This is a genomic window from Achromobacter insuavis (genome assembly GCF_902859645.1).
GTDB lineage: Bacteria > Pseudomonadota > Gammaproteobacteria > Burkholderiales > Burkholderiaceae_B > Achromobacter > Achromobacter insuavis.
Window position 1 is genome coordinate 87,547 of sequence record NZ_CADIJR010000012.1, and the last position, 25,744, is coordinate 113,290.

The 25,744-nt window shown below is 66.9% G+C and carries 24 protein-coding genes; 8 read left to right on the forward strand and 16 right to left on the reverse strand.

Features of this window, described 5'->3' with window-relative positions; translation table 11 throughout:
- Nucleotides 1-4: 4 nt before the first annotated feature.
- The 12 genes from clsB to msrC form a co-directional block, all read right to left on the reverse strand.
- Nucleotides 5-1,216 carry a cardiolipin synthase ClsB gene (clsB, locus tag H0523_RS09460; protein ID WP_054430833.1) on the reverse strand — a complete coding sequence of 404 codons (1,212 nt, stop codon included), beginning with the start codon at nt 1,214-1,216 and terminating at the stop codon, nt 5-7.
- Nucleotides 1,213-2,079: an endonuclease/exonuclease/phosphatase family protein gene (locus H0523_RS09465; RefSeq protein ID WP_006391985.1), complete on the reverse strand. Its 867-nt coding sequence runs from the start codon at nt 2,077-2,079 to the stop codon at nt 1,213-1,215. The genes clsB and H0523_RS09465 overlap by 4 nt, the downstream gene beginning before the upstream one ends.
- Nucleotides 2,080-2,370: 291 nt before the next feature.
- A complete protein-coding gene (gene aspS, locus H0523_RS09470) occupies nt 2,371-4,158 on the reverse strand; it encodes an aspartate--tRNA ligase (protein WP_054430835.1) in 1,788 nt (595 codons plus the stop codon).
- Nucleotides 4,159-4,198: 40 nt separating this feature from the next.
- The gene (locus tag H0523_RS09475; protein ID WP_006391987.1) at nt 4,199-4,861 is read right to left on the reverse strand and encodes a DUF502 domain-containing protein; all 663 of its coding nucleotides are present in this window, start codon (nt 4,859-4,861) and stop codon (nt 4,199-4,201) included.
- 17 nt (nt 4,862-4,878) lie between these two features.
- Complete coding sequence (locus H0523_RS09480; protein WP_054430837.1) at nt 4,879-5,193, reverse strand: FmdB family zinc ribbon protein; 315 nt, start codon at nt 5,191-5,193, stop codon at nt 4,879-4,881.
- Between the two features lie 245 nt (nt 5,194-5,438).
- Nucleotides 5,439-6,722: a putative Na+/H+ antiporter gene (locus H0523_RS09485; RefSeq protein ID WP_054430839.1), complete on the reverse strand. Its 1,284-nt coding sequence runs from the start codon at nt 6,720-6,722 to the stop codon at nt 5,439-5,441.
- A gap of 127 nt (nt 6,723-6,849) precedes the next feature.
- On the reverse strand, nt 6,850-7,746 hold the full coding sequence (locus tag H0523_RS09490) for a DUF6999 family protein (RefSeq protein ID WP_054430841.1): 897 nt from the start codon (nt 7,744-7,746) through the stop codon (nt 6,850-6,852).
- Nucleotides 7,743-9,674 carry a StlD/DarB family beta-ketosynthase gene (locus H0523_RS09495; protein WP_054430842.1) on the reverse strand — a complete coding sequence of 644 codons (1,932 nt, stop codon included), beginning with the start codon at nt 9,672-9,674 and terminating at the stop codon, nt 7,743-7,745. Before H0523_RS09495 ends, H0523_RS09490 begins: the two co-directional genes overlap by 4 nt.
- 35 nt (nt 9,675-9,709) lie before the next feature.
- Nucleotides 9,710-10,618 carry a fatty acid desaturase gene (locus H0523_RS09500; protein ID WP_054430844.1) on the reverse strand — a complete coding sequence of 303 codons (909 nt, stop codon included), beginning with the start codon at nt 10,616-10,618 and terminating at the stop codon, nt 9,710-9,712.
- On the reverse strand, nt 10,602-11,378 hold the full coding sequence (locus H0523_RS09505) for a sterol desaturase family protein (protein WP_054430847.1): 777 nt from the start codon (nt 11,376-11,378) through the stop codon (nt 10,602-10,604). Before H0523_RS09505 ends, H0523_RS09500 begins: the two co-directional genes overlap by 17 nt.
- 124 nt (nt 11,379-11,502) lie before the next feature.
- On the reverse strand, nt 11,503-12,396 hold the full coding sequence (gene dapA / locus H0523_RS09510) for a 4-hydroxy-tetrahydrodipicolinate synthase (protein WP_054430849.1): 894 nt from the start codon (nt 12,394-12,396) through the stop codon (nt 11,503-11,505).
- A 308-nt stretch (nt 12,397-12,704) separates the two neighbouring features.
- The gene (gene msrC, locus H0523_RS09515) at nt 12,705-13,190 is read right to left on the reverse strand and encodes a free L-methionine (R)-S-oxide reductase MsrC (protein WP_054430850.1); all 486 of its coding nucleotides are present in this window, start codon (nt 13,188-13,190) and stop codon (nt 12,705-12,707) included.
- 167 nt (nt 13,191-13,357) lie between these two features.
- Between msrC and H0523_RS09520 the strand changes: the two genes are divergently transcribed.
- From H0523_RS09520 to H0523_RS09540, 5 genes are all read left to right on the forward strand, one after another.
- A complete protein-coding gene (locus tag H0523_RS09520; RefSeq protein ID WP_049077171.1) occupies nt 13,358-14,560 on the forward strand; it encodes an aminotransferase-like domain-containing protein in 1,203 nt (400 codons plus the stop codon).
- Nucleotides 14,561-14,660: 100 nt separating this feature from the next.
- Entirely contained in the window at nt 14,661-15,587 is a 927-nt protein-coding gene (ubiA, locus tag H0523_RS09525; RefSeq protein ID WP_054430852.1) for a 4-hydroxybenzoate octaprenyltransferase, read from the forward strand.
- A 70-nt stretch (nt 15,588-15,657) separates the two neighbouring features.
- The gene (locus H0523_RS09530; RefSeq protein ID WP_054430855.1) at nt 15,658-16,068 is read left to right on the forward strand and encodes a DUF1090 domain-containing protein; all 411 of its coding nucleotides are present in this window, start codon (nt 15,658-15,660) and stop codon (nt 16,066-16,068) included.
- A 417-nt stretch (nt 16,069-16,485) separates the two neighbouring features.
- Complete coding sequence (locus H0523_RS09535) at nt 16,486-16,881, forward strand: DUF4148 domain-containing protein (protein ID WP_082385634.1); 396 nt, start codon at nt 16,486-16,488, stop codon at nt 16,879-16,881.
- A 204-nt stretch (nt 16,882-17,085) separates the two neighbouring features.
- Nucleotides 17,086-18,204 (forward strand): saccharopine dehydrogenase family protein, encoded by a 1,119-nt coding sequence (locus H0523_RS09540; protein WP_054430859.1) that lies wholly within the window; start codon nt 17,086-17,088, stop codon nt 18,202-18,204.
- 78 nt (nt 18,205-18,282) lie between these two features.
- On the opposite strand, the gene glcC is transcribed toward H0523_RS09540, so the two are convergent.
- Nucleotides 18,283-19,041 carry a transcriptional regulator GlcC gene (gene glcC / locus H0523_RS09545; protein ID WP_054430861.1) on the reverse strand — a complete coding sequence of 253 codons (759 nt, stop codon included), beginning with the start codon at nt 19,039-19,041 and terminating at the stop codon, nt 18,283-18,285.
- Nucleotides 19,042-19,278: 237 nt separating this feature from the next.
- Here glcC and H0523_RS09550 point away from each other — a divergent pair, with 237 nt between their 5' ends.
- The 3 genes from H0523_RS09550 to H0523_RS09560 all read left to right on the forward strand — a co-directional run bounded on the left by H0523_RS09550 (nt 19,279) and on the right by H0523_RS09560 (nt 23,367).
- Complete coding sequence (locus tag H0523_RS09550; protein WP_054430863.1) at nt 19,279-21,453, forward strand: malate synthase G; 2,175 nt, start codon at nt 19,279-19,281, stop codon at nt 21,451-21,453.
- Between the two features lie 129 nt (nt 21,454-21,582).
- Entirely contained in the window at nt 21,583-22,200 is a 618-nt protein-coding gene (locus H0523_RS09555; protein ID WP_054430865.1) for a TetR/AcrR family transcriptional regulator, read from the forward strand.
- A 312-nt stretch (nt 22,201-22,512) separates the two neighbouring features.
- Nucleotides 22,513-23,367: a cysteine hydrolase family protein gene (locus H0523_RS09560; protein ID WP_054430867.1), complete on the forward strand. Its 855-nt coding sequence runs from the start codon at nt 22,513-22,515 to the stop codon at nt 23,365-23,367.
- 80 nt (nt 23,368-23,447) lie between these two features.
- On the opposite strand, the gene H0523_RS09565 is transcribed toward H0523_RS09560, so the two are convergent.
- From H0523_RS09565 to H0523_RS09575, 3 genes are all read right to left on the reverse strand, one after another.
- Complete coding sequence (locus H0523_RS09565) at nt 23,448-24,038, reverse strand: TetR/AcrR family transcriptional regulator (protein WP_054430869.1); 591 nt, start codon at nt 24,036-24,038, stop codon at nt 23,448-23,450.
- A gap of 130 nt (nt 24,039-24,168) precedes the next feature.
- Nucleotides 24,169-24,474 carry a DUF4148 domain-containing protein gene (locus tag H0523_RS09570; protein ID WP_054430871.1) on the reverse strand — a complete coding sequence of 102 codons (306 nt, stop codon included), beginning with the start codon at nt 24,472-24,474 and terminating at the stop codon, nt 24,169-24,171.
- A gap of 79 nt (nt 24,475-24,553) precedes the next feature.
- On the reverse strand, nt 24,554-24,859 hold the full coding sequence (locus tag H0523_RS09575; protein ID WP_054430874.1) for a DUF4148 domain-containing protein: 306 nt from the start codon (nt 24,857-24,859) through the stop codon (nt 24,554-24,556).
- Nucleotides 24,860-25,744: the final 885 nt, after the last annotated feature.

Consider the following 25,744-nt stretch of genomic DNA (forward strand, 5'->3'; position numbering starts at 1 on the left):
CGCGTCAATACTTGTCCGACGTCCCCGTCAACGCCACCCCGATCCGCAGCAAGGTATAGGACGCCGCGTCCACCCAGCGCCGCACCCAGCCGCGCCGCTGGTACTCCAGCGGCCGGATGAAGCGCCCGCCCTGCTCGATGGCCGCCTCCAGCCGCTCCTGCAGGTCCCAGGCGAACGGCTGGTCGTCGACCACCACGTTGGCCTCGCGCGCCAGCAGCAGGCTGAAGGGGTCCAGGTTGGACGAGCCCACGGTGGCGACGTTGTCGATCACGGCCACCTTGGCGTGCAGGTAGCTCGGCATGTACTCGTAGATCTCGATGCCGTCGCGCAGCAGCTGGTCGTAGAGCGAGCGCGTGGCGTGGTACTGCATGCGGTATTCGACCTTGCCCTGCAGCAGCAGCCGCACGCGCACGCCGCGCGCGGCGGCCTTGGCCAGGGCGCGGCGGAACTGGCGGCCGGGAAAGAAATAGGCGTTGGCGATGAGGATGTCGCGCCGCGCCTGGGTGATGCCGTAGAGATAGGCGCGTTCAAAGGTCTGGCGAAAGCGCAGGTTGTCGCGTAGCACCAGCGCGGCGCGCAGCTCGCCGCAGGGCGCGACGTGCGCGTGGCTGGGCTTGGTCAGGCGCATGCGGTTCCAGTCGCGCGGATGGCGCCGCAGGCGCGCCCAGTTCAGGCGGACCCACAGCAGGTCCTGGGCATAGGCCGCCTCTGTCACCAGCGGGCCGCGCACCTGCACCGCGAAATCGAAGCGCGGCGCCGAGATGCCATCGGTGGGATCGAGGTCGTCGTAGTCGTCGATGATGTTGATGCCGCCGATGAAGGCGACGTTGCCATCGACGATGGTGACCTTGCGGTGCAGCCGTCGCAAGCGGCTGCGCGAAGGAATGAACCTGGCGAACCAGCGCGGTTCCGGGCGGAAGACGCGGCATTGCGCGCCCGCGCCGGTCAGGCGCTCGCGCAGCGTGTCCACCGTCTCGGCCGCGCCGAAGCCATCGAGCACCACGCGCACCTTGACGCCGCGCGCGGCCGCCGCCATCAGGCAGTCCAGGACCTTCAGGCCGGTGCGGTCCAGCATGAAGATATAGGTTTCCAGGTGCACGCTGGACTGCGCCGCGTCGATCGCCTGGCACAGCGCCGGGAAGAATTCGGTGCCGTTCTGCAGCAGCCGGATGTCGTTGCCGTCGGTCCACTCCAGCCTGACCTGCTCGGCCTTCACGGGAGTTCCAGCTCGGCCAGCAAGGGGGAATGATCGGACAGCCGCGCCCACTCGCGGCCCCGCAGCACGCGCGCGCTGCGCACGGCGAAGCCGCGTTGGTAGATGCGGTCCAGGCGGAACCAGGGGAACACGGCCGGGAAGGTGCGCGGCGGCGGCAGCAACAGGCGCGAACTGCCGTCCATGCCCAGCTGGTTGTTGCGCTCCAGCACCGACACGCCGCTGTTGGGCAGGCCGCGCAGGGCGTTGCTCAGGCGCTTGACCGAATCGCGCAGGCGCGGCAGTTCGCCGCCATGGCTGCGCGGCGCATGCGAGAACACCTCGTACAGGCCCAGCTGCTGCACGAACAGCGGCGCCAGGCGGTCGCCCCAGTCGTTGAAATCGCCCGCGATCAGGATGGGCTCGCCGTCGGGCACCATGCGCCGGATGCGTTCGGTCAGCGCCAGGATCTGGCGGCTGCGGCTGCCGGCGAACAGCCCCAGGTGCACCACGAAGCAATGCACCGAACGGCCGTCGAGCTCGATGGTCGCGTGCAGCAGGCCGCGCTGCTCCAGCCGGTGGTCGGAGATGTCCTGGTTTTCGTGGTCAAGAATGGGAAAGCGCGACAACAGGGCGTTGCCGTGGTCGGTCTCGTGGCGGATCGCGTTGCGGCCGTAGGCCACGTCCAGCTTGAGCGCGGCGGCCAGCGATTCGTGCTGGGCGTCGAGCAACGACTTCTGCTCGTTGCGGCCCTGCACTTCCTGCAGGAAGACCAGGTCGGGGCGCAGGCCATACAGGCCCAGGCGCAGTTCATTCAGGGAGTCGCGGCGGCCCAGCGCCGAGCGGCCCTTATGGATGTTGTAGCTGACGACACGGATGAGCGACATGGAGGAGATGGCGCCTCTCAAGACAGTGAAACCGCCAACCGCGGCCCACAAAAAAAGGAGCCCCGGCAAGCGCCGCCAACCCAGGCGGCGTCTGCCAGATTACTCCAATTCCATGAACCCTTCCCACCTCGGAGACACCCTGAAACCAGAGTGACCGGGCCGGTGCGCGTCCCGCGCACAGGCCCAGGCAAGCCAGATGTCCCGCCCCAAGCCAGGCCGCCGGGATCCGGCTCCGCCGGTCCCGCGCGGCGCCCCCTTGAGGGGGAGCGCCGCAGGCGCTCGGGGGTGGACTTACTTCGGCTCTGCGTTGCGCAGGCGGATGTGCAGCTCGCGCAGTTGCTTCTCGTCGACTTCCGACGGCGCCTGGGTCAGCAGATCCTGGGCGCGCTGGGTCTTCGGGAAGGCGATCACGTCGCGGATCGATTCGGCGCCGGTCATCATCGTAACGATGCGGTCCAGGCCGAAGGCAATGCCGCCGTGCGGAGGCGCGCCGTACTGCAGCGCGTCCAGCAGGTAGCCGAACTTCTCGCGGGCTTCCTCGGCGCCGATCTTGAGCGCGCGGAACACCTTGCTCTGCACTTCCTCGCGGTGGATACGGACCGAGCCGCCGCCGATTTCCCAGCCGTTCAGGACCATGTCGTAGGCCTTGGCGAACGCCTTGCTGGGATCGGTCTCGAGGAAGTCCTCGTGGCCGTCCTTGGGGCTGGTGAACGGATGGTGGGCGGCGGTGTAGCGGCCGTCTTCCTCGTCGTATTCGAACATCGGGAAGTCGACCACCCACAGCGGCTGCCAGCCGGCGGTGAACAGGCCGGTCTTCTTGCCGAATTCGCTGTGGCCGATCTTCACGCGCAGCGCGCCGATGGCGTCGTTGACGACCTTCTCGCGGTCAGCGCCGAAGAAGATGATGTCGCCGTCTTGCGCGCCGGTGCGCTTGACCAGTTCGGCCAGGGCGGCGTCATGCAGGTTCTTGACGATGGGCGATTGCAGGCCGTCGCGGCCCTTGGCCACTTCGTTGACCTTGATGTAGGCCAGGCCCTTGGCGCCGTAGATGCCGACGAACTGGGTGTAGCCGTCGATCTCGCTGCGCGACATCTCGGCGCCGCCGGGCACGCGCAGGGCGACCACGCGGCTGCCGGGCGCCGTGGCGGCGGCGGCGAACACCTTGAAGTCCACGTCGCGCATGACGTCGGTCATGTCGGTGAACTCGAGCTGCACGCGCAGATCGGGCTTGTCCGAGCCGTAGCGACGCATCGCTTCGGTCCAGCTCATGATCGGGAACGGCTCGGCCAGGTCGACGCCCTGCACCACCTTGAAGACGTGGCGGATCAGGTTCTCGAAGATCTCGCGGATCTCGAATTCGTTCAGGAACGAGGTTTCGCAGTCGATCTGGGTGAATTCAGGCTGGCGGTCGGCGCGCAGGTCTTCGTCGCGGAAACACTTGGTGATCTGGTAGTAGCGGTCGAAGCCCGACACCATCAGCATCTGCTTGAACAGCTGCGGCGACTGCGGCAGCGCGAAGAAGTGGCCGGCGTTGACGCGCGAGGGCACCAGGTAGTCGCGCGCGCCTTCGGGCGTGCTCTTGGCCAGCATCGGGGTCTCGATGTCGATGAAGCCCAGCTGGTCCAGGAACTTGCGGGTCTCGATCGAGACGCGGTAGCGCAGCATCAGGTTGCGCTGCATCTGCGGGCGGCGCAGGTCCAGCACGCGGTGCGTCAGGCGGGTGGTTTCCGACAGGTTGTCGTCGTCCAGCTGGAACGGCGGCGTGACCGACGCGTTCAGGATCTCGACTTCCTTGCACAGGACTTCGATTTCGCCCGAGGCCAGCTCGGCGTTGGCGGTGCCCGCCGGACGCTCGCGCACCAGGCCGGTGACGCGGATGCAGAATTCGTTGCGCAGGCGCTCGGCGGTGGCGAAGGCGGCGTTATCCGGATCGAACACGATCTGCGCCAGGCCCGCGCGATCGCGCAAGTCGATGAAGATGACCCCGCCGTGGTCGCGGCGGCGGTTCACCCAGCCATACAGGGTGACGGTCTGGCCGAGATGGTCGCGGCAAACCTGGCCGGTGTAGCAGGTACGCATCGGGATAACTCCGTTGTGTGCTTGGTAGTAGCGTAAAGGGTTACAGGTCGACGCCCGGCGCGCGCTGCGCGTCCGGCGTCGGAGCGGGCGGCGCCGGCCGGGCGCCCGGCATGGCCGGACCCGGGGCGACGACGCCCATGGAAACGATGTACTTCAAGGCCGCGTCCACGCTCATCTGCAGGTCCACCGTGTCGGCACGGGGCACCATCAGGAAGAAGCCGGACGTGGGATTCGGCGTGGTCGGCACGTACACGCTGATGTGGTCCCCGGGCAAGCGCTCGGCCACTTCACCGCTGGGCGTGCCGGTGACGAATGCGATGGTCCAGCTGCCGGCGCGCGGATACTGCACCAGCACCGCCCGGCGGAACGCCTGGCCGTTCGGGGCCAGCACGGTATCGCTGACCTGCTTGACCGAGTTGTAGATCGAACGCACCAGGGGAATGCGGCCCAGCAGGTTTTCCCACTGGTCCACCATGGTACGGCCGATCAGGTTGGCCGCGAAGATGCCCGTCAACAGTACCACCACGATGACCAGGACGAAGCGGAAGCCGGGAATGTCGACGCCGAACAGCGATTCGGACGACAGGAAGCCAGGCACGAACCCTTCGAGGGTGGCGACCAGCAGCCCCAGCACCCACACCGTGATGACCAGGGGAACCCAGATCAGCAGGCCGGTGATGAAGTACTTTTTGATGACGCGCATACGCATCGCGCGCGTGCTCAGGAAGTGGTGGCCGGTCCCGCGGCCGGCGCGGGGGCAGCGGCCGGAGCCGGTGCGCTGGCGGCCGGCGCGGCGCTGTCAGCGGGCGTCGACGGGGCGCTGGCGCCGGTGGCCTGCTGGCCGCCGCTGCCGTTGCCGCGGAAATCGGTGACGTACCAGCCCGAGCCCTTGAGCTGGAAGCCAGCCGCGGTCACTTGCTTGGAAAACGTGCTCTGGCCGCATTCGGGGCAAACCGAAAGCGGCGCGTCGGAAATCTTCTGCAGGACGTCTTTGGCATGGCCACAGGCGCTGCACTTGTAAGCGTAGATGGGCATCGAGGGCTCCCAGGCGCGGGCCCGGTATATCTATGACCGTCGACCGGACGCTGCGCAAAACCAGGGGCGCGAGGGTCCTCCAACGAGAGGCCCCGGGGCCGGAACTGGCTTGGACCGGACAACGGCCGGGCACGGCCGGAAAAATACGGGAAAGTCTTGAATTTTAGCGGTTTTTCATGAAAGGCCGGCGGCACCCCCGCGACGGGGCGCCCCGGGGCTCCGGCGGGGGTGCGCGCCCCGCTCCGTCAGACGGGCAGCAGGAACATCAGGGCGGCCACCAGCGTCGGCCCCAGGGCGGACAAAAACAGCCGTCCGGACGAGATGCTGCCGTCCGGGAAATGATTCTTCAGGATGGCGAAACCGGCCGGATTCGGGGCGTTGGCGATCACCGTCAGGCCGCCGCCCGTCACCGCGCCCGCCACCAGCATGTAGCGCCAGGCCTCGCTGGTGCCTTCCACCAGCGACCCCAGGTAGGTCAGCGCGGCGTTGTCGGTGATCGCCGTCAGGGCGGTCGCGCCCCAGAACAGCACGAACGGCTCCAGGCCGCCCAAGAGGTCCTGCAGCCACCACTTCTGCAGGCCGCCCAGCACCACCAGGCCCGCCAGGAAGAAACCCACCATCAGCCCCTCCTTGATGAGCAGGCGGTTCTGGTGGCGCTTGTAGGCCTCGGCAAAACCGATGAACATCATCAGCAGGCCCAGGAAGATCGCCGGATGATGCGCGCTCAGCACCACCGCCACCAGGAACACCAGGTGGATCAGCATCACCAGCGCCGGCACCGGCGGGCGGTTGTCCTTGCCGTCCGGCGCGTCGACCCCGCCGCCCGTGCCCACCGAGCGCTCCAGCAGCGCCTTGCGGCAGATGAAGGTCAGCAGGCCCGCGTTCAGGCACACCGCCACCGCCGCGCGCCAGCCGAAATGCTGCGCCATGAAGGCCGAGTCCCAGCCGAAGGTGGACGCCACCATCAGCACCGGCGGCGCCGCGTACGAGGTCAGCACGCCGCCGATGGAGACGTTGACGAACAGCACGCCGAGCGTCAGGTACTTGAAGCCGGCGCGCCCGCTGCTGCGGAAATAGGCGTCGCGCAGCAGGATGGCCGCCAGCGTCATGGCCGCCGGCTCGGTGATGAACGAGCCGCCCAGCGGCACCAGCGACATCACCACGAAGAACGTCGCCAGCTCCCGCGGCAGCGGCAGCACGCGCGCCGTGGCGCGCACCAGCAGGCCCACCAGCTCCAGGATCGGCCGGCTGGCCGCCACCACCATGATGGTGAACACGAACAGCGGTTCGGTGAAGTTGCGCGTGTCCATGTAGCCGATGGCCGCGGACGGCCCCGACAGCGCCGCCATCGCCACGATCAGGGCGAACGCCCACACGCCGAACACCGCCTCGACCTCGGCCAGCAGGTGCCAGAAGCCGGCGTGCGGGCCGCCGCGATGGGCCAACCGCGCAAACACGGGAACGGAGAAGGTGTGCAACACCGCCACGACGAACAGGAGTGTGGCAATGACTTCTATGGACTGGGGCATCGAAAGCGCTTCCGGAATGGGAATCCGGGTCACGCGCACGCGGCCCCGAATCGGCGGACAAGGGTCGCACTATAGCGTAGCGACCTCGACCCGCCCTATAGGGACAACGCCAGGATCCACCCGTTTTTCAGGCGATCGGCGCCGGCGGTTCGCCGCCCTGCTGGGCGTCCCGCATCTCCATCAGCAGGCTGTGCAGCATCTCGGTAGACAGGCCGTGCAGCACCAGCCGGTAGCCGGCGCGCAGCGTCGACATCGGCACCAGCGGATGGCTGTTGTTGACCAGAATCAGGTGCTGCGGCGCGCCCAGCAGCTTGGCCGCGTAGATGCCGATGGTCTCGTCCAGCTGCAGCGAGTTGGCCGCGCGCCAGAAGTCGTTGTCGGTCAGCATCAGCTGGTAGAGCGGCGTGAACAGTTCGATGGCGCTCTGCAGGTCGAGGAAATTCAGCCTGCCCTGCGGCATGTCCTCGAGCTTGAGACCCGGGTCGCGGATCATCGAGAAGTCGACGCGCTCGGGCGCATGCATCTCCACGCCGGCGTCGCGCAGCGCCTGGTTCAGCCGGATCACGAAGTTGAACAGGTTCAGGTCGTGCTTGACGAACAGCTCGTCCTTGAGATCGTCGATCTCCATCGGCTCGAGCGGCGTGGTGGCCACGCGCACCGGCGAATTGGCCGCGATGAACGCCAGGATCTGCGCGCCCAGGTGGAAATGCCGCAGGATCAGCCAGTTGGCCTCGGGCGACACGAAGCGCTTCAGGCCCCACGCCAGGATGCGGTGCAGCAGCCGCGAATGCGACCAGCGGCGCGGCAGGAAGGTCTTGATGACCTGGATCAGGATGATGAAAGCGCGCGCCAGCGGCCGCAGGAACGGCAGCAGGTACTGGCGCGAGCCGCAGCTCGAATCGGTCAGCCAGGCCTTCTTGACCTTGTCCGGCAGCGGCGTGCTGCGATCCAGGTACAGCGCCAGCCAGGGGCTCGGATCGGCGGGATCGTGCCCCTTGGCCAGGAATTCCGGTTCCTTGTTCATGCGGCGTCATCCTCCATCACGTGATGAAACTGCATCAGGTACAGCGCGGCCGTGCGGCGCGCGGTGTCGACGATGCGCTGCTCGGCGCGGCCGTCCTCATCGCAGTCCAGCGCCAGTTCCACCGCCGTCAGCCAGCGCGCCAGGTGGTTCTCGTCGTTGTGGCCATGGTATTCCAGGAAGCGGAAGGCGTCCGGCGGCAGCTTCAGGCTGGCTTTGAGCAGCGGCAGCAGGGCCGGCACGATGCGCTGGCCGGTGCCCTCGATGATGTAGATGGCGCCCAGGAGGCCGATCGGGTCGCGCGTGGCGGCCAGGCTGTGCAGATAGGCGTTGAGCGCCTCGCCTCCGGGGTTGCGGCGCAGCGCGTCGATGCTGTCGATGGCGCCGCCGGCCGTGCGGTAGTCTTGGAACAGGATCTGGAAATCGTTCTGCTCCTCGCCGGCATGCATGTCGATCAGCGCGGCCAGCGGCTGGTACTGCTCGGTCAGCGAGGCCGCGCCTTCGCGCATCCACTTGCTGCCCTCGCGCACCTGCGGGATCCAGTTCTCCATCCAGTTCAGGTAGTCGGCGGTCTCGAAGCGGCGGTTGCGCAGGCGCCGCACCACCGGCGTGCGCCAGACGCGCGAGCGGTAGTCGTGCCAGATCGCCGCCAGTTCGGTCAGCAGCTGGCCCAGGCCCTGCGGCGCCATGTCCGGATCGTGCGGCGGCGCGATGGCGTCGGCATCGGCGCTGTGCGCGTCCTCGCGCCCGGCCGCGGCTGGCGTGGCGCCCACGGCCACCGACGGCGCGGCCTCATGCGCCGCCTCGGCTTCCAGCAACATGTAGGCCGCCATGAAGCGGCCCGACTCGGGGATGTAGCAGAAGATCTGCTCGCCCGGCTTGATCTCGCGCGTTTCCAGGAACTCGGCCAGCATGATCAGGATCGACGCCGCGCCGGTGTTGCCGCGCCAGGCCAGGTTGCTGAACCAGCGCTCGCGCGGGATCACCAGGCCGGCCTTCTCCATCAGGTCCTCGACCACCGGAATGAATTTCTCGGACGAGTAATGGCACAGGAAATGGTCGACCTGATCCGGATCCAGCCAGCCGTCGCGCACCAGCTTGGCGTACTCGTGGATGCCGATGTCGAACAGATGCGGCAGCAGGCGGATGTCCTGGCGCAGCGACAGCGCGCCATCGGCCTCGGCCTCGTTCCACGACGGATAGTCCAGGTGGCCCTTCTGCCGGTCGGCCGACAGGCCCAACTGCATGCAGACCGGATAGTCGCCCGAGAACGAACGCTGGTGCACCCACTTCAGGCGCAGCCGCACGCCCTTGGAGGCGCCCGGCAGCGGCCGGCCGCCGCGTCCCAGCAGCAGCGCGCCAGCGCCGTCCGACAGCATCCAGCGCAGGAAATGCGCATCGAAGTCGGCGTCATAACCACGCGCGGCAAAGCGCGAGCGCTTGAACAGGCGCGACGGCAACTCGGCCGCCACCGCCAGCGCGCTGGCGTGGCCGCCCATCTCGACGCCCTGCGCAGCCACCTGGATCGCCGACACGCCCGCGGCGCAGATGCCGTGCACCGATAGCGTCTCCATCGGATGCGCGGCCAGCTCGCCCTGGATCATGTTGGCAAAGCCCGGCATCAACGCATCGCCGCCCGACGAGCCGCTGGTCAGCAGCGACACGTCCGCCAGGTCGCCGTCATTGCGCCGCAGGCAATCGCGGATGGCGTTGGCGGCCAGCTGCGCGTTGGTGAAAACGGTGGAACCCTCGGCATCGATCGCGTAGTAACGCTGCTTGATGCCGTTCTCGGCCAGGATGCGGCTCTTGATGCGGCTGGACATGCGGTTCAGCGGCGCGATGTAGCTGTCCATGGCCTCGTTGGACACGGGTTCGCCCGGCATGAAATAGCCGGCGCTTTCCAGGTAGACACGATTGAACGCGATAGGCATGGCGGGTCTCTAGTGGCAGGTATGGGGTTGCGGCGCTAGCGCACGTGTTCGGGCGCCATGCACGAGCGGCTGCGAAAGCGCGGCAGGAAGGTGCCCAGCACGAACACGCGGAACATGTACGGCGTCAGGCCGCCTTCGTTCAGCGCGGGCGTCACGCGGGCCCGGTAGTGGTCGCGGTGCAACCGGGTCAGTTCGGACCAGTGCGCGCGCGGACTCTCGTGATGCGCGGTGTGCAGGCCGATGTTGAACAGCAGCGGATTGACCAGCCCTTCGAAATTGCGGGCGTAGTTCAGGCCCGCGACGGCGCGCGGCCCGCCATCGGCGTGCGCGTGCTGCAGGTAGTTGGTGGCCAGCAGCCAGTGCAGGCCATGCAGTTGCGGAATGATGACGAACACCAGCGCCTTGACCGGATTGATCGCCAGCAGGCCGCCCCACAGCCCCAGCCAGGCGCCGTACTGGCACAGGCAATAGCGCCAGGCGCCCGGCCAGTGGCGGCTCAGCCGCCCGAGCCAGGCGAAGAACAGCGGATACAGCACCCACACGGCCTGCGCCGGATGGATCAGGTAGCCCCACAGGTGATTGGTGTCGCCGCCGAAGCGATAGGTGCGCGCCACGTCGCGCGCGCCGTGCTTGAAGCGGTGATGGTTGGCCACGTGCGCCGGATAGAACACGAAGGTGGGATGCCCCTGCAGCAGCGTGATCCAGAAATCGGTGGCGCGATTGGCCCAGCGGCCATGCCACATGCGGATGTGCGTGTGGTTGTGATGGATCACGCCGATGCCCAGCGTCAGGAACAACATCAACGCATACAGCGGCCACCAGAAGCCGTGCAGCCACTGCCACGCCGCCAGGGCGGGCAGCGCGGCCAGGTAGGCCAGGCTCTGCCAATCGCGCCGGTTGCGCAGCGCGGGCAGCCGGCGCCTCTTGCTAAGCCCGTCCGCCAATCGATTCTCGCTGCCGGAAAGCCTCCAGCTGGGACGTCGCCGCCTCGGCCTTCAGCCGGGTGCGGAACAGGCGGTCCATGAAGGTGAACTGGAAGCCGAAATTGCCGTTGTAGCAGGCGTGGTGCAGGTGATGCCGGCGGCTCGCGGCGAACCAGTGCGAATACGACACGTTGGGAAAAAAGTCGTAGTTGGCGTGGCCGATGCAGTTGAAGAACAGGCTGAACAGCGGCACCGACGCCAGCGACCAGAAGCTGAAATCATGCAGCACCATCGGCAGCATGATGACGTTGCCCAGCATCAGCGCTTCGATCGGATGGAAGCTGTAGGTCGAGAACGGCGTGGTCACCACCGAGCGGTGGTGCGGCAGGTGGAAACGGCGCAGCAGCTTGGTGTGCAGCAGCCGGTGGTTGATCCAGAAATGCACGTCGTTCCAGGCCACCAGGGCCAGGATCTCCAGCGTGATTTTCTGCCAGCTGGCATCCGGATCCAGGTGCGCCCAGCCCAGCTGCAGCAGGCCCCAGGGAAAGATCATGCCGGTGCCGAACAGCAGGATCGACACGCCCGACTGCGTGAACTCGCGGCGCAACTGGCCCGGCGCCAGCGGCCGCGGATCGAGCGGCCGGCCGATGCCCAGCGCCGGCAGGATGCGCTGGGTCAGCAGCCAGGTGGCCGCGCCGAAAAGCAGGTAGATGCCGCCGAAGAACAGCAGGCCCGCCAGCATGACCTGCCAGGCGGACAACGCGACAAAAGCTTGGGCCATGAACGTTTTGTTTCACCCCGGAGAATGGCCGCATCATAAGCAATCCGTCAGCCTCGCGGTGAGACATTTATTACCAAATGAATCCGGGCGCCACAAAGCTGCCGCGCCCGGGCGCAACTTCCCGCTATTGGCAGGGAAACTGCCGGTTCAGGCCCGCTACCGCAGCGTCCATGCGCCGCGCCAGCGCCGCGCTGGCGGCCGGCATGGGTTCGCGCAGCTCGTCGCTGAGCAGCCCCTGGCGCCCCAGCTGTGCCTTGACCGGTCCCGGGTTGGGTTCGGCGAAGGCCAGCTGGATCACCGGCGCCAGCGCCTGGAACAGCCTGCGCGCCAGGTCCAGCTGCTGCGCCCGCACCGCCTGGTGCATGGCCACGAACAGATCGGGACGGATATGCGCGGCCGCCGCGATCAGGCCGCTGCCGCCCAGGCACAGCAGCGACAGCGATTGCAGGTCCTCGCCCGCCAGCACGTTCATGTTGCCGTCGGCGATCAGCGCCAGGGTCTTGTCGAGCGAACCGCCGCAGTCCTTGATCGCGGCGATGTTCGGATGCGCGGCCAGCGACAGCAATGTCGCGGTCTCCAGCGTTGTGCCTGTGCGATAGGGAATGTCGTACAGCACCAGGGGAAAGCGCGAGGCATCGGCCAGGCTGCGGAAATAGGCGGCCGCGCCGTCCTGGCCCGGGCGCACGTAGTATGGCGCCGGCGCCAGGATGCCGGCCAGCGGCCGGGTGCCGAACGCGGCCAGCCGCTGCAGCACGTGGCCCTGGTGATTGCCCGCCAGGCCCATCACCACCGGCATGGCGCCGGCCTCGTTCAGCACGGCGTCCAGCACCGCCAGTTGCTCGGCGTCATCGAGCGCCGCGGCTTCGCCCGTGCTGCCGCAGACGACCAGGCCGTCGACGCCCGCGGCCTTGAAATGGCGCACCAGGCGGCGCAAGGCCCCGCCATCGACGGCGCCGCCGGAAAACGGCGTCACCAGGGGAATCCAGACGCCTTGGAACGGGGATTGATGAGTTTGCATGAACACTCCTTCGGTGTAAGCGGACCGTGGTTGGACCGTACAGAAGTGCTCGGGATACTAGGGGGTGCGCGCGAAGGCGCCGTGGCGCCGCCGTGAGGCCGCTGTTCCGTCGCCCATCTGACGGAACAGCATGCTCCGGTCAGATGAGCGGCTGTTTTTTGGATTTCAGGCCGGCGCAAACCGTCACCACGCCGAGGGCGCGGAACAGGAAAGCGGACTGGAGGGCCTGAGGAATCATGAATGGAATAAAGGGTTGAAACCGGCCGCGAGCGACCGATGCGCAAATCTACCGGGCCGCCGCCACGCTGTCAACGCAGGCTGGCCAGGAAGATCGCGCACAGCGCTTCCATGCCCTGGCGATCGTCTTCGTCGAAGCGGTCCGGCACCGGGCTGTCCACGTCCCACACGCCGATCAACTCGCCCCGGTGCACCAGCGGCACCACGATCTCGGAACGCGAGGCCGCGTCGCAGGCGATGTGGCCGGGGAACGCGTGCACGTCCGGCACCAGCTGCGTCTGGCGCTGGCTGGCGGCCGCGCCGCACACGCCGCGATTGAGCGGAATGCGCACGCAGGCCGGCTTGCCCTGGAACGGGCCCAGCACCAGCTCGGTGCCGTCAAACAGGTAGAACCCGACCCAGTTCAGGTCGGGCAGCGCCTGGTAGGCCAGCGCGCTCAGGTTGGCGGCATTGGCGATGCGGTCGTGCTCGCCGTCCAGCAGGGCGCGGGCCTGCTTGGCCAGTTCGGCGTACAGCGCGGCCTTGGAATCGGCGGTGATCGGGGCGGCTTCAAACATATATCTAAATGTAACTGTACAGGCGATTATCGATGCAAGTGATTTTAGGGGCTGCCCACGATAAAGGGGCCACCTTGCCACGCTGTGGGACAATAGTTTACGCAGTAACGTCTTTACCGCGCCGTTGTCATCACCCCGTCACCCCCTTCTTGATTAAGAAGCAAACCATGGACAAGCCTCTCGAACCGACGTTCGCATTTTCCGAACGCGCCCTGCAACTCACCAGCTCCGCGATCCGCGAGATCCTCAAGGTCACCGAGCGCCCCGAAGTCATTTCGTTCGCAGGCGGCCTGCCGGCGCCCGGCGGCTTCCCGGTAGAAGTGGTGCGTGCGGCATTCGACAAGGTACTGTCCACCAACGGCCGCGCCGCCCTGCAGTACGGTCCCACCGAAGGCTACGCGCCGCTGCGCCAATGGGTCGCCGACGACCTGAACCGCGCCGGCGCCAATGTCGCCGCCGACCAGGTCCTGATCGTGTCCGGCTCGCAGCAGGCGCTGGACCTGCTGGGCAAGGTGCTGGTCGACAAGGACAGCAAGGTGCTGGTCGAAGACCCCAGCTACCTGGGCGCCCTGCAATCGTTCAGCCTGTACCAGCCCAAGTACGTGCCGGTGCCCACCGATGACGGCGGCCTGATCCCCGAGGCCATCACGCCCGAGCTGGCCGCTGGCGCCCGCTTCCTGTACGCGCTGCCCAACTTCCAGAACCCGACCGGCCGCACCCTCAGCCTGGAACGCCGCATCGCGCTGGTCAAGCGCGCCGCCGAGCTCGGCCTGACCATCATCGAAGACGATCCCTACGGTGAACTGCGCTACGCCGGCGAACCGCAACCGGGCCTGATCGCCCTGGCCGCCGAATACGGCGCCAACGTCGTGCGCCTGGGCACGTTCTCCAAGGTGCTGGCCCCCGGCCTGCGCCTGGGCTACATCGCCGCCGCCCGTCCGCTGATCAACAAGCTGGTGCAGGCCAAGCAGGCCACCGACCTGCACACGCCCACGCTGACCCAGATGGCCGTGTACGAAATCGTCAAGGACGGCTTCCTCGAAGAGCACCTGCCCAACGTGCGCGAGATCTACCGCGCCCAGGGCAGCTGCATGCTGGACGCCATCGCGCGCGAATTCCCCGCCACCGTCAGCTGGACCAAGCCCGAAGGCGGCATGTTCATCTGGGTGACGCTGCCCGAGCACATCGACAGCACCAAGCTGCTGGAAAAGGCCATCGCCCAGAACGTCGCGTTCGTGCCGGGCGCGCCGTTCTACAGCGGCGCCGGCCGCGCCAACACGCTGCGCCTGAGCTTCGCCACCGTGCCGGAAGACAAGATCCGCACCGGCATCGCCATCCTGGGCAAGCTGCTCAAGGAATACACGGCCTGAAAACCGGGTCCTGACCAGGCTTGACGGTCCCACGGCCGGGCGCGATGCCCGGCCGTTGTTTTATGCTGTCGGCTTTCCTCCCTTTTCTTTCGCCGTGACAGTGAGCGCTCCGCAACCCTCTCCCGTCGACCTCAGCGACATTGTTTTCACCGACTGGGTCGAACGTTGGCTGCCCAAATCGTGGCGCCCCTACGCCCGGCTGTGCCGGCTCGACCGCCCCATCGGCACCTGGCTGACGCTGCTGCCCTGTATCGCCGCCCTGATCCAGGCAGCCGGCGGCCTGCCCGACCTGCAACGCCTGGTGGTGTTCTCGCTGGGCGCGCTGCTGATGCGCGGCATCGGCTGCACCGTCAACGACATGTGCGACCGCGACTTCGACAAGCACGTCGAACGCACCCGCTTCCGTCCGTTGACCAGCGGCCAGCTCAGCATGCGTAATGCGGTCTGGTTTTTATTTGGCCAATTGGTGGTCTGCGGCTCGCTGCTTTTCTTCCTGAATGGCATGAGCCGCTGGCTCGCGCTGGCCGTTTTGCCGTTCGTTTTCATCTATCCGCTGTGCAAGCGCGTCACCTATTGGCCGCAGGTCGTCCTGGGCATCTGCTTCAACTGGGGCATGCTGATGGCCTGGTCGGATACGCAGAACCACGTGCCCCTGGCCGCCATCGCGATGTGGTTCGGCGCGGTGCTGTGGCAGGTGGGCTACGACAGCATCTACGCCTACGTCGATGTGCGCGATGACCGCAGCCTGGGCCTGCATTCCACGGCCATGCGCTTCGGCGACCAGGGCAAATTGTGGATCGGCGGCTTCTATTTGGCCACCGTGATCCTGTGGGCCTGGGGCGGCTATGCCATCGGCATGTCGTGGGCCTATTACGTCGGCATGGCGGCGATCGGCGTGCACCTGGCGTGGCAGTTGAAGGTGTTCGACATCCAGCGTCCCGACCGCAACTTCATGCTGTTCCGCGCCAACCTCTGGCTGGGCGCGATCCTGGTCGCGGCGGCGCTCGCGGGCACCCTGATCGGCTGATCCGGCGCATTGCGGACGCGCCATGCTTGGGAGATGATGGCCGTTCCGACACGCTTTACGGAGACTCCGCATGTCCGCACTGACCAAAACCCTGCTGGCACTGGCCTCGGCCAGCGCCCTGTTCGGCACCCTGCCGGCCCACGCCCAGGCCACCACCGATTGCTCGGCCCAGCGCGGCTGCGCTGCCAAGTTCTGCCATCTCGAAAACGAAATCACGTATGCGCGCGCCCACGGCAACACGCACCGGGTGGCTGGCTTGCAGAAGGCGCTGGCAGAGGCCAAGGCCTACTGCACCGACAGCCGCCTGCAATCGCAACGCGAAGCCGACGTGCGCGACAAGCAGAACAAGGTGTCCGAGCGCGAAGACGAGCTCAAGGCCGCTCGCGCCAAGGGCAAGCAGGAAAAGATCGACAAGGCCCAGCGCAAGCTGGACGAAGCCCGCGCCGAATACGACGCCGCGCTGGCCGACCTGAACCGCTGACCCCTTACCCTTGCCGTATCCGCCCCCGGAGCCCCGCGCTCCAGGGGGCAGGTTCCGCGCCGCGCCTCCCCGCACCGCCTTTTTTTATCGCCCGTCGCTCGCCTGCCGAGACGCGGCTTGCGAGCGCACGCCCGCTGCCTGCCCCGCGGGCCGGAAACCTACCCCGCCCCTCTCGTCCGCGGCCAATGCCGCCAACCACTACCTATTGCGTCATCAAATGGAAATATCGCCACCTATGGTGCCATTTGGTAAGTTCCCAGCCGATTAGTATTCATTTTGGAAAGATGTTTTCAGGTAATAAGGGTTTATCCCAGGGTTATTTGGGCCGAGAATGCATCTCATCGGGACACAGCAAGCGACCCCCGGCAATCAGGCCAGAGGATCGGATCCCAAGCTCAAGACATATGGAGGTCTGCTATGAAAACCCTTGCTACCGCTTTGATGCTGTCCATGTCCGTTCTGGCCGCCGCTGGCGCCCAAGCCGCTGAAGCCGACCAAGGCCCGACGCGCGCCCAGGTTCAAGCCGAACTGCAACAAGCCAAGGTTTCCGGCCAATACACCTTCGGCGAAGAAGGCTACCCCGCCGCTATCGCCTCGAAGTCGAGCCTGACCTCGCAGCAAGTGCAGGACCAACTGGCCCAGGCCAAGAATGCCGGTGAAGTCACCTTCGGCAACATGGACTACCCGCCCGTCGCCCACGCCGCCAGCACCACGTCGCTGAGCCGCAGCCAGGTCCAGACCGAACTGGCCCAAGCCAAGGCGGAAGGCCTGGTCACCTTCGGCAACATGGACTACCCCCCCATGGGCAGCTGATTGCACGGCCTGGCTTCCAGGCCCGGCAATCGCCCCCAAAGCCCTCCGGCCTCACCCGGGGGGCTTTTCTTTTTGACGTTTCGACCGTCAATTAAGTCATAACGACGTTACTTAAAACCGTTACGACGCTTTGCTATCTACAAATCGACAGCGCCCGCGCATAGGATGAGGCCAACCCATCCCCCTCTATGCAGGAGCCGCACCATGTCCCCCTCCCCCAAGCCCATCCTCCTCCTGGGCGCCGGCAAAATCGGTTTCGCCATCGCCCTGATGCTCGAGCGCAGCGGCGACTATTCGGTCCTGGTGGCCGACCAGGATCCGGCGCGGCTGCGCGTTGTCGCGGAATTGGGTTGCGAGACGCGCCAGATCAGCGACGACGCATCGCTGGCCCGCTGCATCGAGGGCCGCTACGCGGTGGTCAACGCCCTGCCGTTCCATCGCGCCATCGCGGTCGCGCAGTTGTGCGCCCAGGCCGGCGTGCACTATTTCGACCTAACCGAAGACGTCGCCAGCACCCATGCCATCCAGGCGTTGGCCAGCGACGCCCGCGCGGTGCTGATGCCGCAGTGCGGCCTGGCGCCGGGCTTCATCGGCATCGTCGGCAATGCGCTGGCGCGGCGCTTCGACACCCTGCTGGACCTGCGCATGCGCGTGGGCGCATTGCCGCGCTACCCGTCCAACAGCCTGCGCTACAACCTGACCTGGAGCACGGAAGGGTTGATCAACGAATACTGCAATCCGTGCGAGGCCATCGTCGACGGCCAATTGACCAGCGTGCCGGCGCTCGAAGGCTACGAGACCTTCGCGCTGGATGGGGTCGAGTACGAGGCCTTCAACACCTCGGGCGGCCTGGGCACCTTGCCGGCGACCTTGCTGGGACGCGCCCGCAACGTGGACTACAAGTCGGTGCGCTATCCCGGGCACTGCAACCTGATGAAGCTGCTGCTCAATGACCTGCGCCTGCGCGATCGTCGCGACCTGCTCAAGGACATCTTCGAGACCGCGATTCCCACCACCGAGCAGGATGTCATCGTCATCCAGGCGCAAGCCTCGGGCCACCGTCACGGCCGACTGGAGGAAGAGTCCTATCCCATCCGCGTGTTCGGCGCCGACGTCGACGGTCACCGGCTCAGCGCCATCCAGCTGTCGACCGCGGCCGGCATTTGCGCGGCGCTGGATCTCGTTGCCCACCAGGTGCTGCCGCAGCGCGGCTTCGTGGGCCAGGAGCAGATCTCGCTGGAGGCCTTGCTGGCCAACCGCTTTGGCCGCGTCTATGCGGGCAAGCCGCTGGCCCTGGCCGGCGCCGTGACCGAAGACCGCTGAGCCCGGCGACGCGCGCGGCATCATCGCGCAGCGGGCCGGCTGTCGGCCCGTCCGCCGCCCCGATCCGCGCGGTCGCGTTCAGGTCCACCCTTCCAGGCGCAGCGTCGCCCGCACCAAACGCTGCTCTTCCTGTTCGATCTCGGCCAGGTTCTGCCGCACGCTGTCGACGTGGTCGGCCGCGGCGCGGCGCGCCTGCTCCGGCTGGCGGCCGATCACGGCATTGAATAGCCGCGCGTGCTGCTTGTCGATCTGGCGCTTCTCCGGCTCGCGGTGGTACAGGTTGTTCACACAGGCGAACACCGAACCGAGCATCAGGTCGTTGAGCGACTGCAGCGTGTGCACCAGCACCGGATTGTGCGAGGCCTCGCAGATGGCCAGGTGAAAGGCATGATCCAGGTGCGCGTGCGTGGCGGTGTCCGCGGCCTGCGTGTTCACCATATCGTCGTAGCGCCGACGGATCATGATGAAATCGGCCTCGGTGCCGCGCAAGGCCGCCAGCCGCGCCGAATCCGCCTCCAGCAGCGAGCGCACTTCCAGCAGGTCATACAGCGTGCGCGGCTGCGAATTGAACAGATGCATCAGCGGCCCGGCGTCCACCTTCGAGATGCGGGCCACGAACGAGCCCTTGCCCTGCGAGGTATGGATGATCTCGCGCGCGCGCAGCAGCTTGAGCCCTTCGCGCAGCGCGGTGCGCGACACGCCCAGTTTTTCCGTGAGCCGCCGCTCCGATGGCAAGGCCTGGCCGGCCTTCAGGACGCCGTCCAGGATCAGGCGCTCGATGCGCTCCGCCACCTCGTCCGCCACCTGGCGGGGTTTCGCTTCAGTTTCCGCGTGCATTGCGTTCTCCGGACCAGTGGTATGACCATACCGCCGCCATCCTTGGTCCGTCGCTCCCTGCCTTTGTAAGTGACTGATATAGAACCATAAAAAAACGATGTTTGCCGGACCTCCGCCAAATAAACTGGTATGACCAGCGGTTTTTGATATGGACTTTGGGTCGGGTGCGAACGATGATGTCAGGACCGATTCGCCCGGCGCCCGCGCCGCCCAGACCTACTACCGTCAGAGATCCGCATGACTCAACGCACCCAGCACCACGGCCTGCAAGTGGCGGCCAATCTCAGCCAGTTCATCGAAAAGGAAGCGTTGCCCGGCTCCGGCCTGGATGCCGACGCGTTCTGGAAGGGATTCGCGGCCCTGGTGCATGACCTGGCGCCCAAGAACCGCGCCCTGCTGGCCGAACGCGACCGCCTGCAGGCCGAACTCGACGCCTGGCATCGCGCCCATCCGGGCCCGATCGCCGATCCGGCGGCCTACCGCCAGTTCCTGGAAGGCATCGGCTACCTGCTGCCGCAGCCTGCCTCGGTGCGCGCCACCACCGACCACGTCGATACCGAAATCTCGCAACAGGCCGGTCCGCAGCTGGTCGTGCCGATGTCCAACTCGCGCTATGCGCTGAACGCGGCCAACGCGCGCTGGGGCAGCCTGTACGATGCCCTTTACGGCACCGACGCGATTCCCGCCACGCCGGGCGACAACGGCGCCGGCTACAACCCCGAGCGCGGCCGCGCCGTCATCGCCCGCGCCCGCCAGTTCCTCGATACCGCCGCGCCGCTGGCGCAGGGCTCGCACGCCGACGCCCGCGGCTACACGGTCGAGAACGGCCAGCTGAAGATCGCGCTGGCCAGCGGCGCCACCACGCTCAAGACGCCGGCGCAGTTCACCGGCTACCAGGGCGACGCCAGCGCGCCCACGGCCATCCTCCTCAAGAACAACGGCCTGCATTTCGAGATCCAGGTCGACCGCGCCCACAGCATCGGCGCCACCGATGCCGCTGGCGTCAAGGACGTGCTGGTCGAGGCCGCGCTGACCACCATCATGGATTGCGAGGACTCGGTCGCCGCGGTCGACGCCGAAGACAAGGTCCACATCTACCGCAACTGGCTCGGCCTGATGAAGGGCGACCTGACCGAGGACGTCACCAAGGGCGGCAAGACCTTCACCCGCAAGCTCAACGCGGACCGCCAGTACACGCGTCCGGACGGCTCGGCGCTGACGCTGCATGGCCGCTCGCTGATGTTCGTGCGCAACGTCGGCCACCTCATGACCAACCCGGCGGTGCTGGACCGCGACGGCCAGGAGATCCCCGAGGGCATCCTCGACGCCGTGGTCACCAGCCTGGCGGCGCTGCAGGATCGCGAGCGCAAGCTCAACTCGCGCACCGGCTCGGTCTACATCGTCAAGCCCAAGATGCACGGCCCGGTCGAGGCCGCGTTCGCCAGCGAGCTGTTCGATCGCGTCGAGGACCTGCTGGGCCTGCCGCGCAACACCCTGAAAATGGGCATCATGGACGAAGAGCGCCGCACCAGCATCAACCTGAAGGCCTGCATCCAGGCCGCGGCGTCGCGCGTGGCGTTCATCAACACCGGCTTCCTCGACCGCACCGGCGACGAAATGCATTCGAGCATGGAAGCCGGCCCCATGCTGCGCAAGGGCGACATGAAGTCCACCGCCTGGATCACCGCCTACGAGCGCAACAACGTGCTGGTCGGCCTGGACGCCGGCCTGCGCGGCCGCGCGCAGATCGGCAAGGGCATGTGGGCCATGCCCGACCTGATGGCCGCCATGCTCGAACAGAAGATCGCCCATCCCAAGGCCGGCGCCAATACGGCCTGGGTGCCCTCTCCCACCGCCGCCACGCTGCACGCGCTGCACTACCATCAGGTGGACGTGCAGGCGGTCCAGCAGGAACTCGAGCGCACCAAGCTCGACAGCGTGCGCGACGAACTGCTGGCCGGCCTGCTGACGGTGCCGGTGGGCGACCGCAGCAAGTGGTCCGCCGCCGACATCCAGCAGGAACTGGACAACAACGTGCAGGGCATCCTGGGCTACGTGGTCCGCTGGATCGACCAGGGCGTGGGCTGCTCCAAGGTGCCGGACATCCACAACGTCGGCCTCATGGAAGACCGCGCCACGCTGCGCATCTCCAGCCAGCACATCGCCAACTGGCTGCGCCACGGCGTGACCAACAACGACCAGGTCATGGAGACCTTCAAGCGCATGGCCAAGGTGGTGGACGGCCAGAACGCCGGCGATCCCCACTACCTGCCGATGGCGGGCCACTTCGACAGCTCGCTGGCGTTCAAGGCCGCCTGCGCGCTGGTGTTCGAGGGCCTGACCCAGCCCAACGGCTACACCGAGCCGCTGCTGCACAAGTTCCGCCTGGAATTCAAGGCCGCCCGCGCCTGAGTCTTCCGCCTCGGCACGCGCAACACCTGGACACCGGGCAGCCCAGGCTGCCCGGTTTTTTTGGGGTGCGCGGCCCCGACCCGGCGCGTTGATCGCGCTTTTTTCGCACAGTCGTGCTAAATTTCCGACATGACTGCCAAGACCGAAAAAAGCGAACTGACCTTCGCGGCCATTGTGGACGCGGCCCTCGACATGGCCGCCGCCCAGGGGCTGGAAAGCCTGTCGCTCGGTCAATTGGCCAAGCGCCTGGGCATCAGCAAGAGCGGCGTGTTCTCGCGGGTGGGATCGCGCGAAGCCCTGCAGCAGGCCGTGCTCGAGGAATACGACCGCCGCTTCGTGGCGGCCGTCTTCACGCCCGCCATGGCCCAGCCCCGCGGCCTGCCGCGGTTGAACGCGCTTGTCACGCTCTGGATCGAGCGCGCCTGCAACGTCGAGCTGCTGACCGGCTGCATCTACGTGGCCGGCGCCTTCGAGTTCGACGACGTCGAGTCGCCGCTGCGGGCGGTGCTTGAAGAGCGCCTCAAGCGCTGGCGCGCCGCCATGGTGCGCACGGTCGGCCAGGCATTGGAAGAAGGCCACCTGCGCCCGGACACCGATCCGGAACAGCTGGTGTTCGAGGTCTACAGCCTGATGATCGGGCTGATGCACGACGCCCGTTTCCTGCGCGATCCGCGCGCCCGCGAACGGGTGCGGGCCGCGTACGAACGGCTGATTTCCACGTATCGCAGCTTCCAGTACATCACGTAGTCGTTGCAACGGATACCGGCACGGGCCGGTATTTCTTTCGGATAATTTCGCACGATCGTGCGAATTTTTGGACAAGGAACGAGATCATGGTCTTCTACATCGGCGGGGCCGTCGTCATCGCGGCGCTGGCGCGTCTCTGGCTGCTGTGGCGCGCCCTCCTGCGCCAGTTGCCGGACCAGCCGCACCATCTGGTGCTGTTCTAGGCGCGGCCACCGGCGGGCAGGCCGGTCCCCGGGGCGGGCCGGCGCGTGGCGCTCGCCCGCGGCGCGCATCCCGGTCTATATTTCACATTCACTCCCCGTCACTGCCCCCATGTCGCGCTCCGTTCACCTACTGATCATCGATCCGCAAAACGATTTCTGCGACCTCCCCGCGGAATATCTCCCCGTCGATCCGCTGACCGGCCGCGCCACCGCGCCCGCGTTGCCGGTGCCGGGCGCGCATGCCGACATGCAGCGGCTGGCGCGCTTCATCGATGTCGCCGCGCCCGCGCTGTCGGCCGTCACCGTCACGCTGGATTCGCACCATCGGCTCGACATCGCCCATCCGACCTTCTGGCGCGGCGGCGACGGCCGCCCGGTGGCGCCCTTCACGCCCATCACCGCCAGCCAGGTGCGTTCGGGCGCCTTCCTGCCCCGCCACGTCGACGACCTGCCGCGCACGCTGTCCTATCTGGACGAACTGGAGACGCGCGGCCGCTACACCTTGATGGTCTGGCCGGTGCACTGCGAGATCGGCACCTGGGGCCACAACGTCCACCCGGACGTGCGCGCCGCCTATGGCCGCTGGGAAGAGGAAAGCCAGTACATCGTGCGCAAGGTGCCCAAGGGCGCCAACCCCTGGACCGAGCACTACAGCGCGCTGATGGCCGAAGTGCCCGATGCCGATGATCCGCGCAGCCAGCTCAACCGCAAGCTGCTGGACTCGCTGGACCGCTCCGATCTCATCATCGTGGCCGGCGTGGCGGGCAGCCATTGCGTCAAGGCCACGGTCGAGCACCTCGCCGAACATCTGCCGGGCGGCAACCTGTCGCGCGTGGTGCTGCTGACCGACTGCATCAGTCCGGTCACCGGCTTCGCCGACGCGCAGTCCGCTTTCCTGCAGCGCATGCGCGACCTCGGCATGCAGGCGCGCAGCAGCGCGGACATGGCGCGCGCCCTGGGGTAATACCCCCGCGCCGCCCGCGCCAAAAACACAACGGCCGCACGCTTGCGCGTTGCGGCCGTGGCACTGGAAAAACGGATGGATCAGGCGGCGGGCTTGTCCTGGCACTCGACGTACAGGGCGCTGATCGCTTCGCACAGGGCCGGCGGCGCCTGGAACAGGCGTGACACCAGCATGCAGCCCTGCACCGTGGCGAACACCGCCCGGCCGGCCGCTTCGGCGGTGCCCGAAAACTTCAAGGTGCCCTCTTCGGCGCCTTGCGCCAATACACGGGTGAGCCAGGCTTCGTGCGCACGGAAGAATCCCTGCAGCGCGCCGCGCACGCGGTCGGGCAGGCTCATCATTTCGGCGGCCAACATGCCGCCCAGGCACAGTTCGCCGTGGCCGCAAGCCTTCGATTCCATCATCGACAGGTAGGCGTCGAGCTGGGCGTGGGCCGGCTGCGCGGTGTCGATGCTGCGCACCGACGCCAGGGCGCGAGCGCTGTAGGCTTCGACGGCCTCGTAGAGCAGGTCGTCCTTGCCGGGAAAGTAGTAGTGGATGCTGGACGTCTTCACGCCCACGTGCTCGGCCAGGTCGCGATAGCTGAAGCCGTTGCAGCCGCGGGTACGGATCAGCTTTTCGGCATGGGCCAAAAGCTGGTCGCGGGTGGTGTTGGGGGTCGGAGTGTCCATGGCTGAATATTACCTACTAATAGGTCGGTTCGTCATCGGCGGTATCCCTAGGCGGTGATCCGATGCAACCGTGCGAACCCCGGCCGGGAATGATCCCGCCCCCCGGGGTTCGCAGTGGCCGTCATCGGACTCAGCCTTGGACGGGCGGGTAGTCCAGTTCGCCGCTTTCGGTCAGACCCTGGGCGCGCGCGGCGGCCAGTTCCTGCTTCACCTGGGCGCGGCTCTTGTCGCCGGCGCTGGCGAAGGCGGTGGCGGCGTAGCCTTCTTCACCGCTGGCCAGTTCGCCGTTGGCGCGGGCGGCGGCCAGTTCTTGCTGCACTTGGGCGCGGGTCACCGTGCTGTGGGTGTCCACGGCGGGCGGATAGTCCAGTTCACCCGCATGGGCGGCGCCCAGGAACGAAGCGGTCAGGATCAGGGCGGATACGAGGGTCTTCATGGTGGATCTCCAGTAAGGATCAGTACGGCACGATTACGTTGTTGCTATCTATCTGTAGATAGATTCGATGGGAAAAAAATCAGCCTTGGACGGGCGGATAGTCCAGTTCGCCACTTTCGGTCAGGCCTTGGGCGCGGGCGGCGGCCAGTTCCTGCTTCACCTGGGCGCGGCTCTTGTCGCTGGCGCTGGCGAACGCGGTGGCGGCGTAGCCTTCTTCGGTCGTGGCCAGTTCACCGTTGGCGCGGGCGGCAGCCAGTTCTTGCTGCACCTGGGCGCGGGTCACCGTGCTTTGGGTGTTCAGGGCGGGCGGGTAGTCCAGTTCGCCGGCTTGGGCGGCGCCGATGAAGGAGGCGGACAGGATCAGGGCGGATACGAGGGTCTTCATGATGTGATCTCCAGATAACGATGGCTAGGGTGTTTCGTTTAAACTATCTACTTATAGGTAGATAACAAGGCAAATAAAAAGGGGTGCTACTGTATTTCTGGTTTGGGGCGACGCTGCGGTGTTGCTGGGTGCTGCGTCGATGGATGAATCTTACCTACTACTAGATAGATAGCGCAAGAGGCTTTTATGAAACTAAATATTTCACACCACCGAACTGCGCTTTTCCTCCCCGCGCCTGCCTGAAGCCCCTCCTCCTCCGGCCGGTCCGTCAGCGGCTGCATAGGACGATCCCGGCCCTCGCGGGCGGCACTGCCTCCGTTGGAAACATCACGCCGTTGCAGCGATGCCGGAATGCGCCCTTTCACCCCTGTTGAAAAGCTGTGGAAAAACCCCGAATCACGGTGCACAAGCTGTGCATATGCTGTGCGCAGCCTGTGGACAGCAAGCCCTCCCGCTACCTGTAGATCCAGCCTGCGGGCGGCTTGCAGGCGGGTGGCGAAGCACGGATCCGAAATCCGGCCGGTTGAGGCACCGCCTCGCCGGCCCGAGGGCGCCAGGGACCTGTCTGGCAGGCCCTGTGAACAAGCGGTGGACAAGACCCGAAAATCAGTGGGCAAGCTGTTGAAATGCTGTGCACAGCCTGTGGATAGCTGGCGAGATTTCCCTGGAAAAACAGCGGCTTCCCGCCGCAGCGCAGCCTTGGCGGCGCCCAAACGGCACAAAGCCCGGCAAGCGCAAGGCTTGCCGGGCTTTGTTCGTGAACTGCCGCGTGGACGCGATCAGAACGGAATATCGTCGTCCATGTCGGCCAGGTTGGCGCCGCCGCCGGCGGGCGCTGCCTGGGGCGCGGGACGCTGCTGCGGCGCCGGGCGCTGGGCCGGGGCG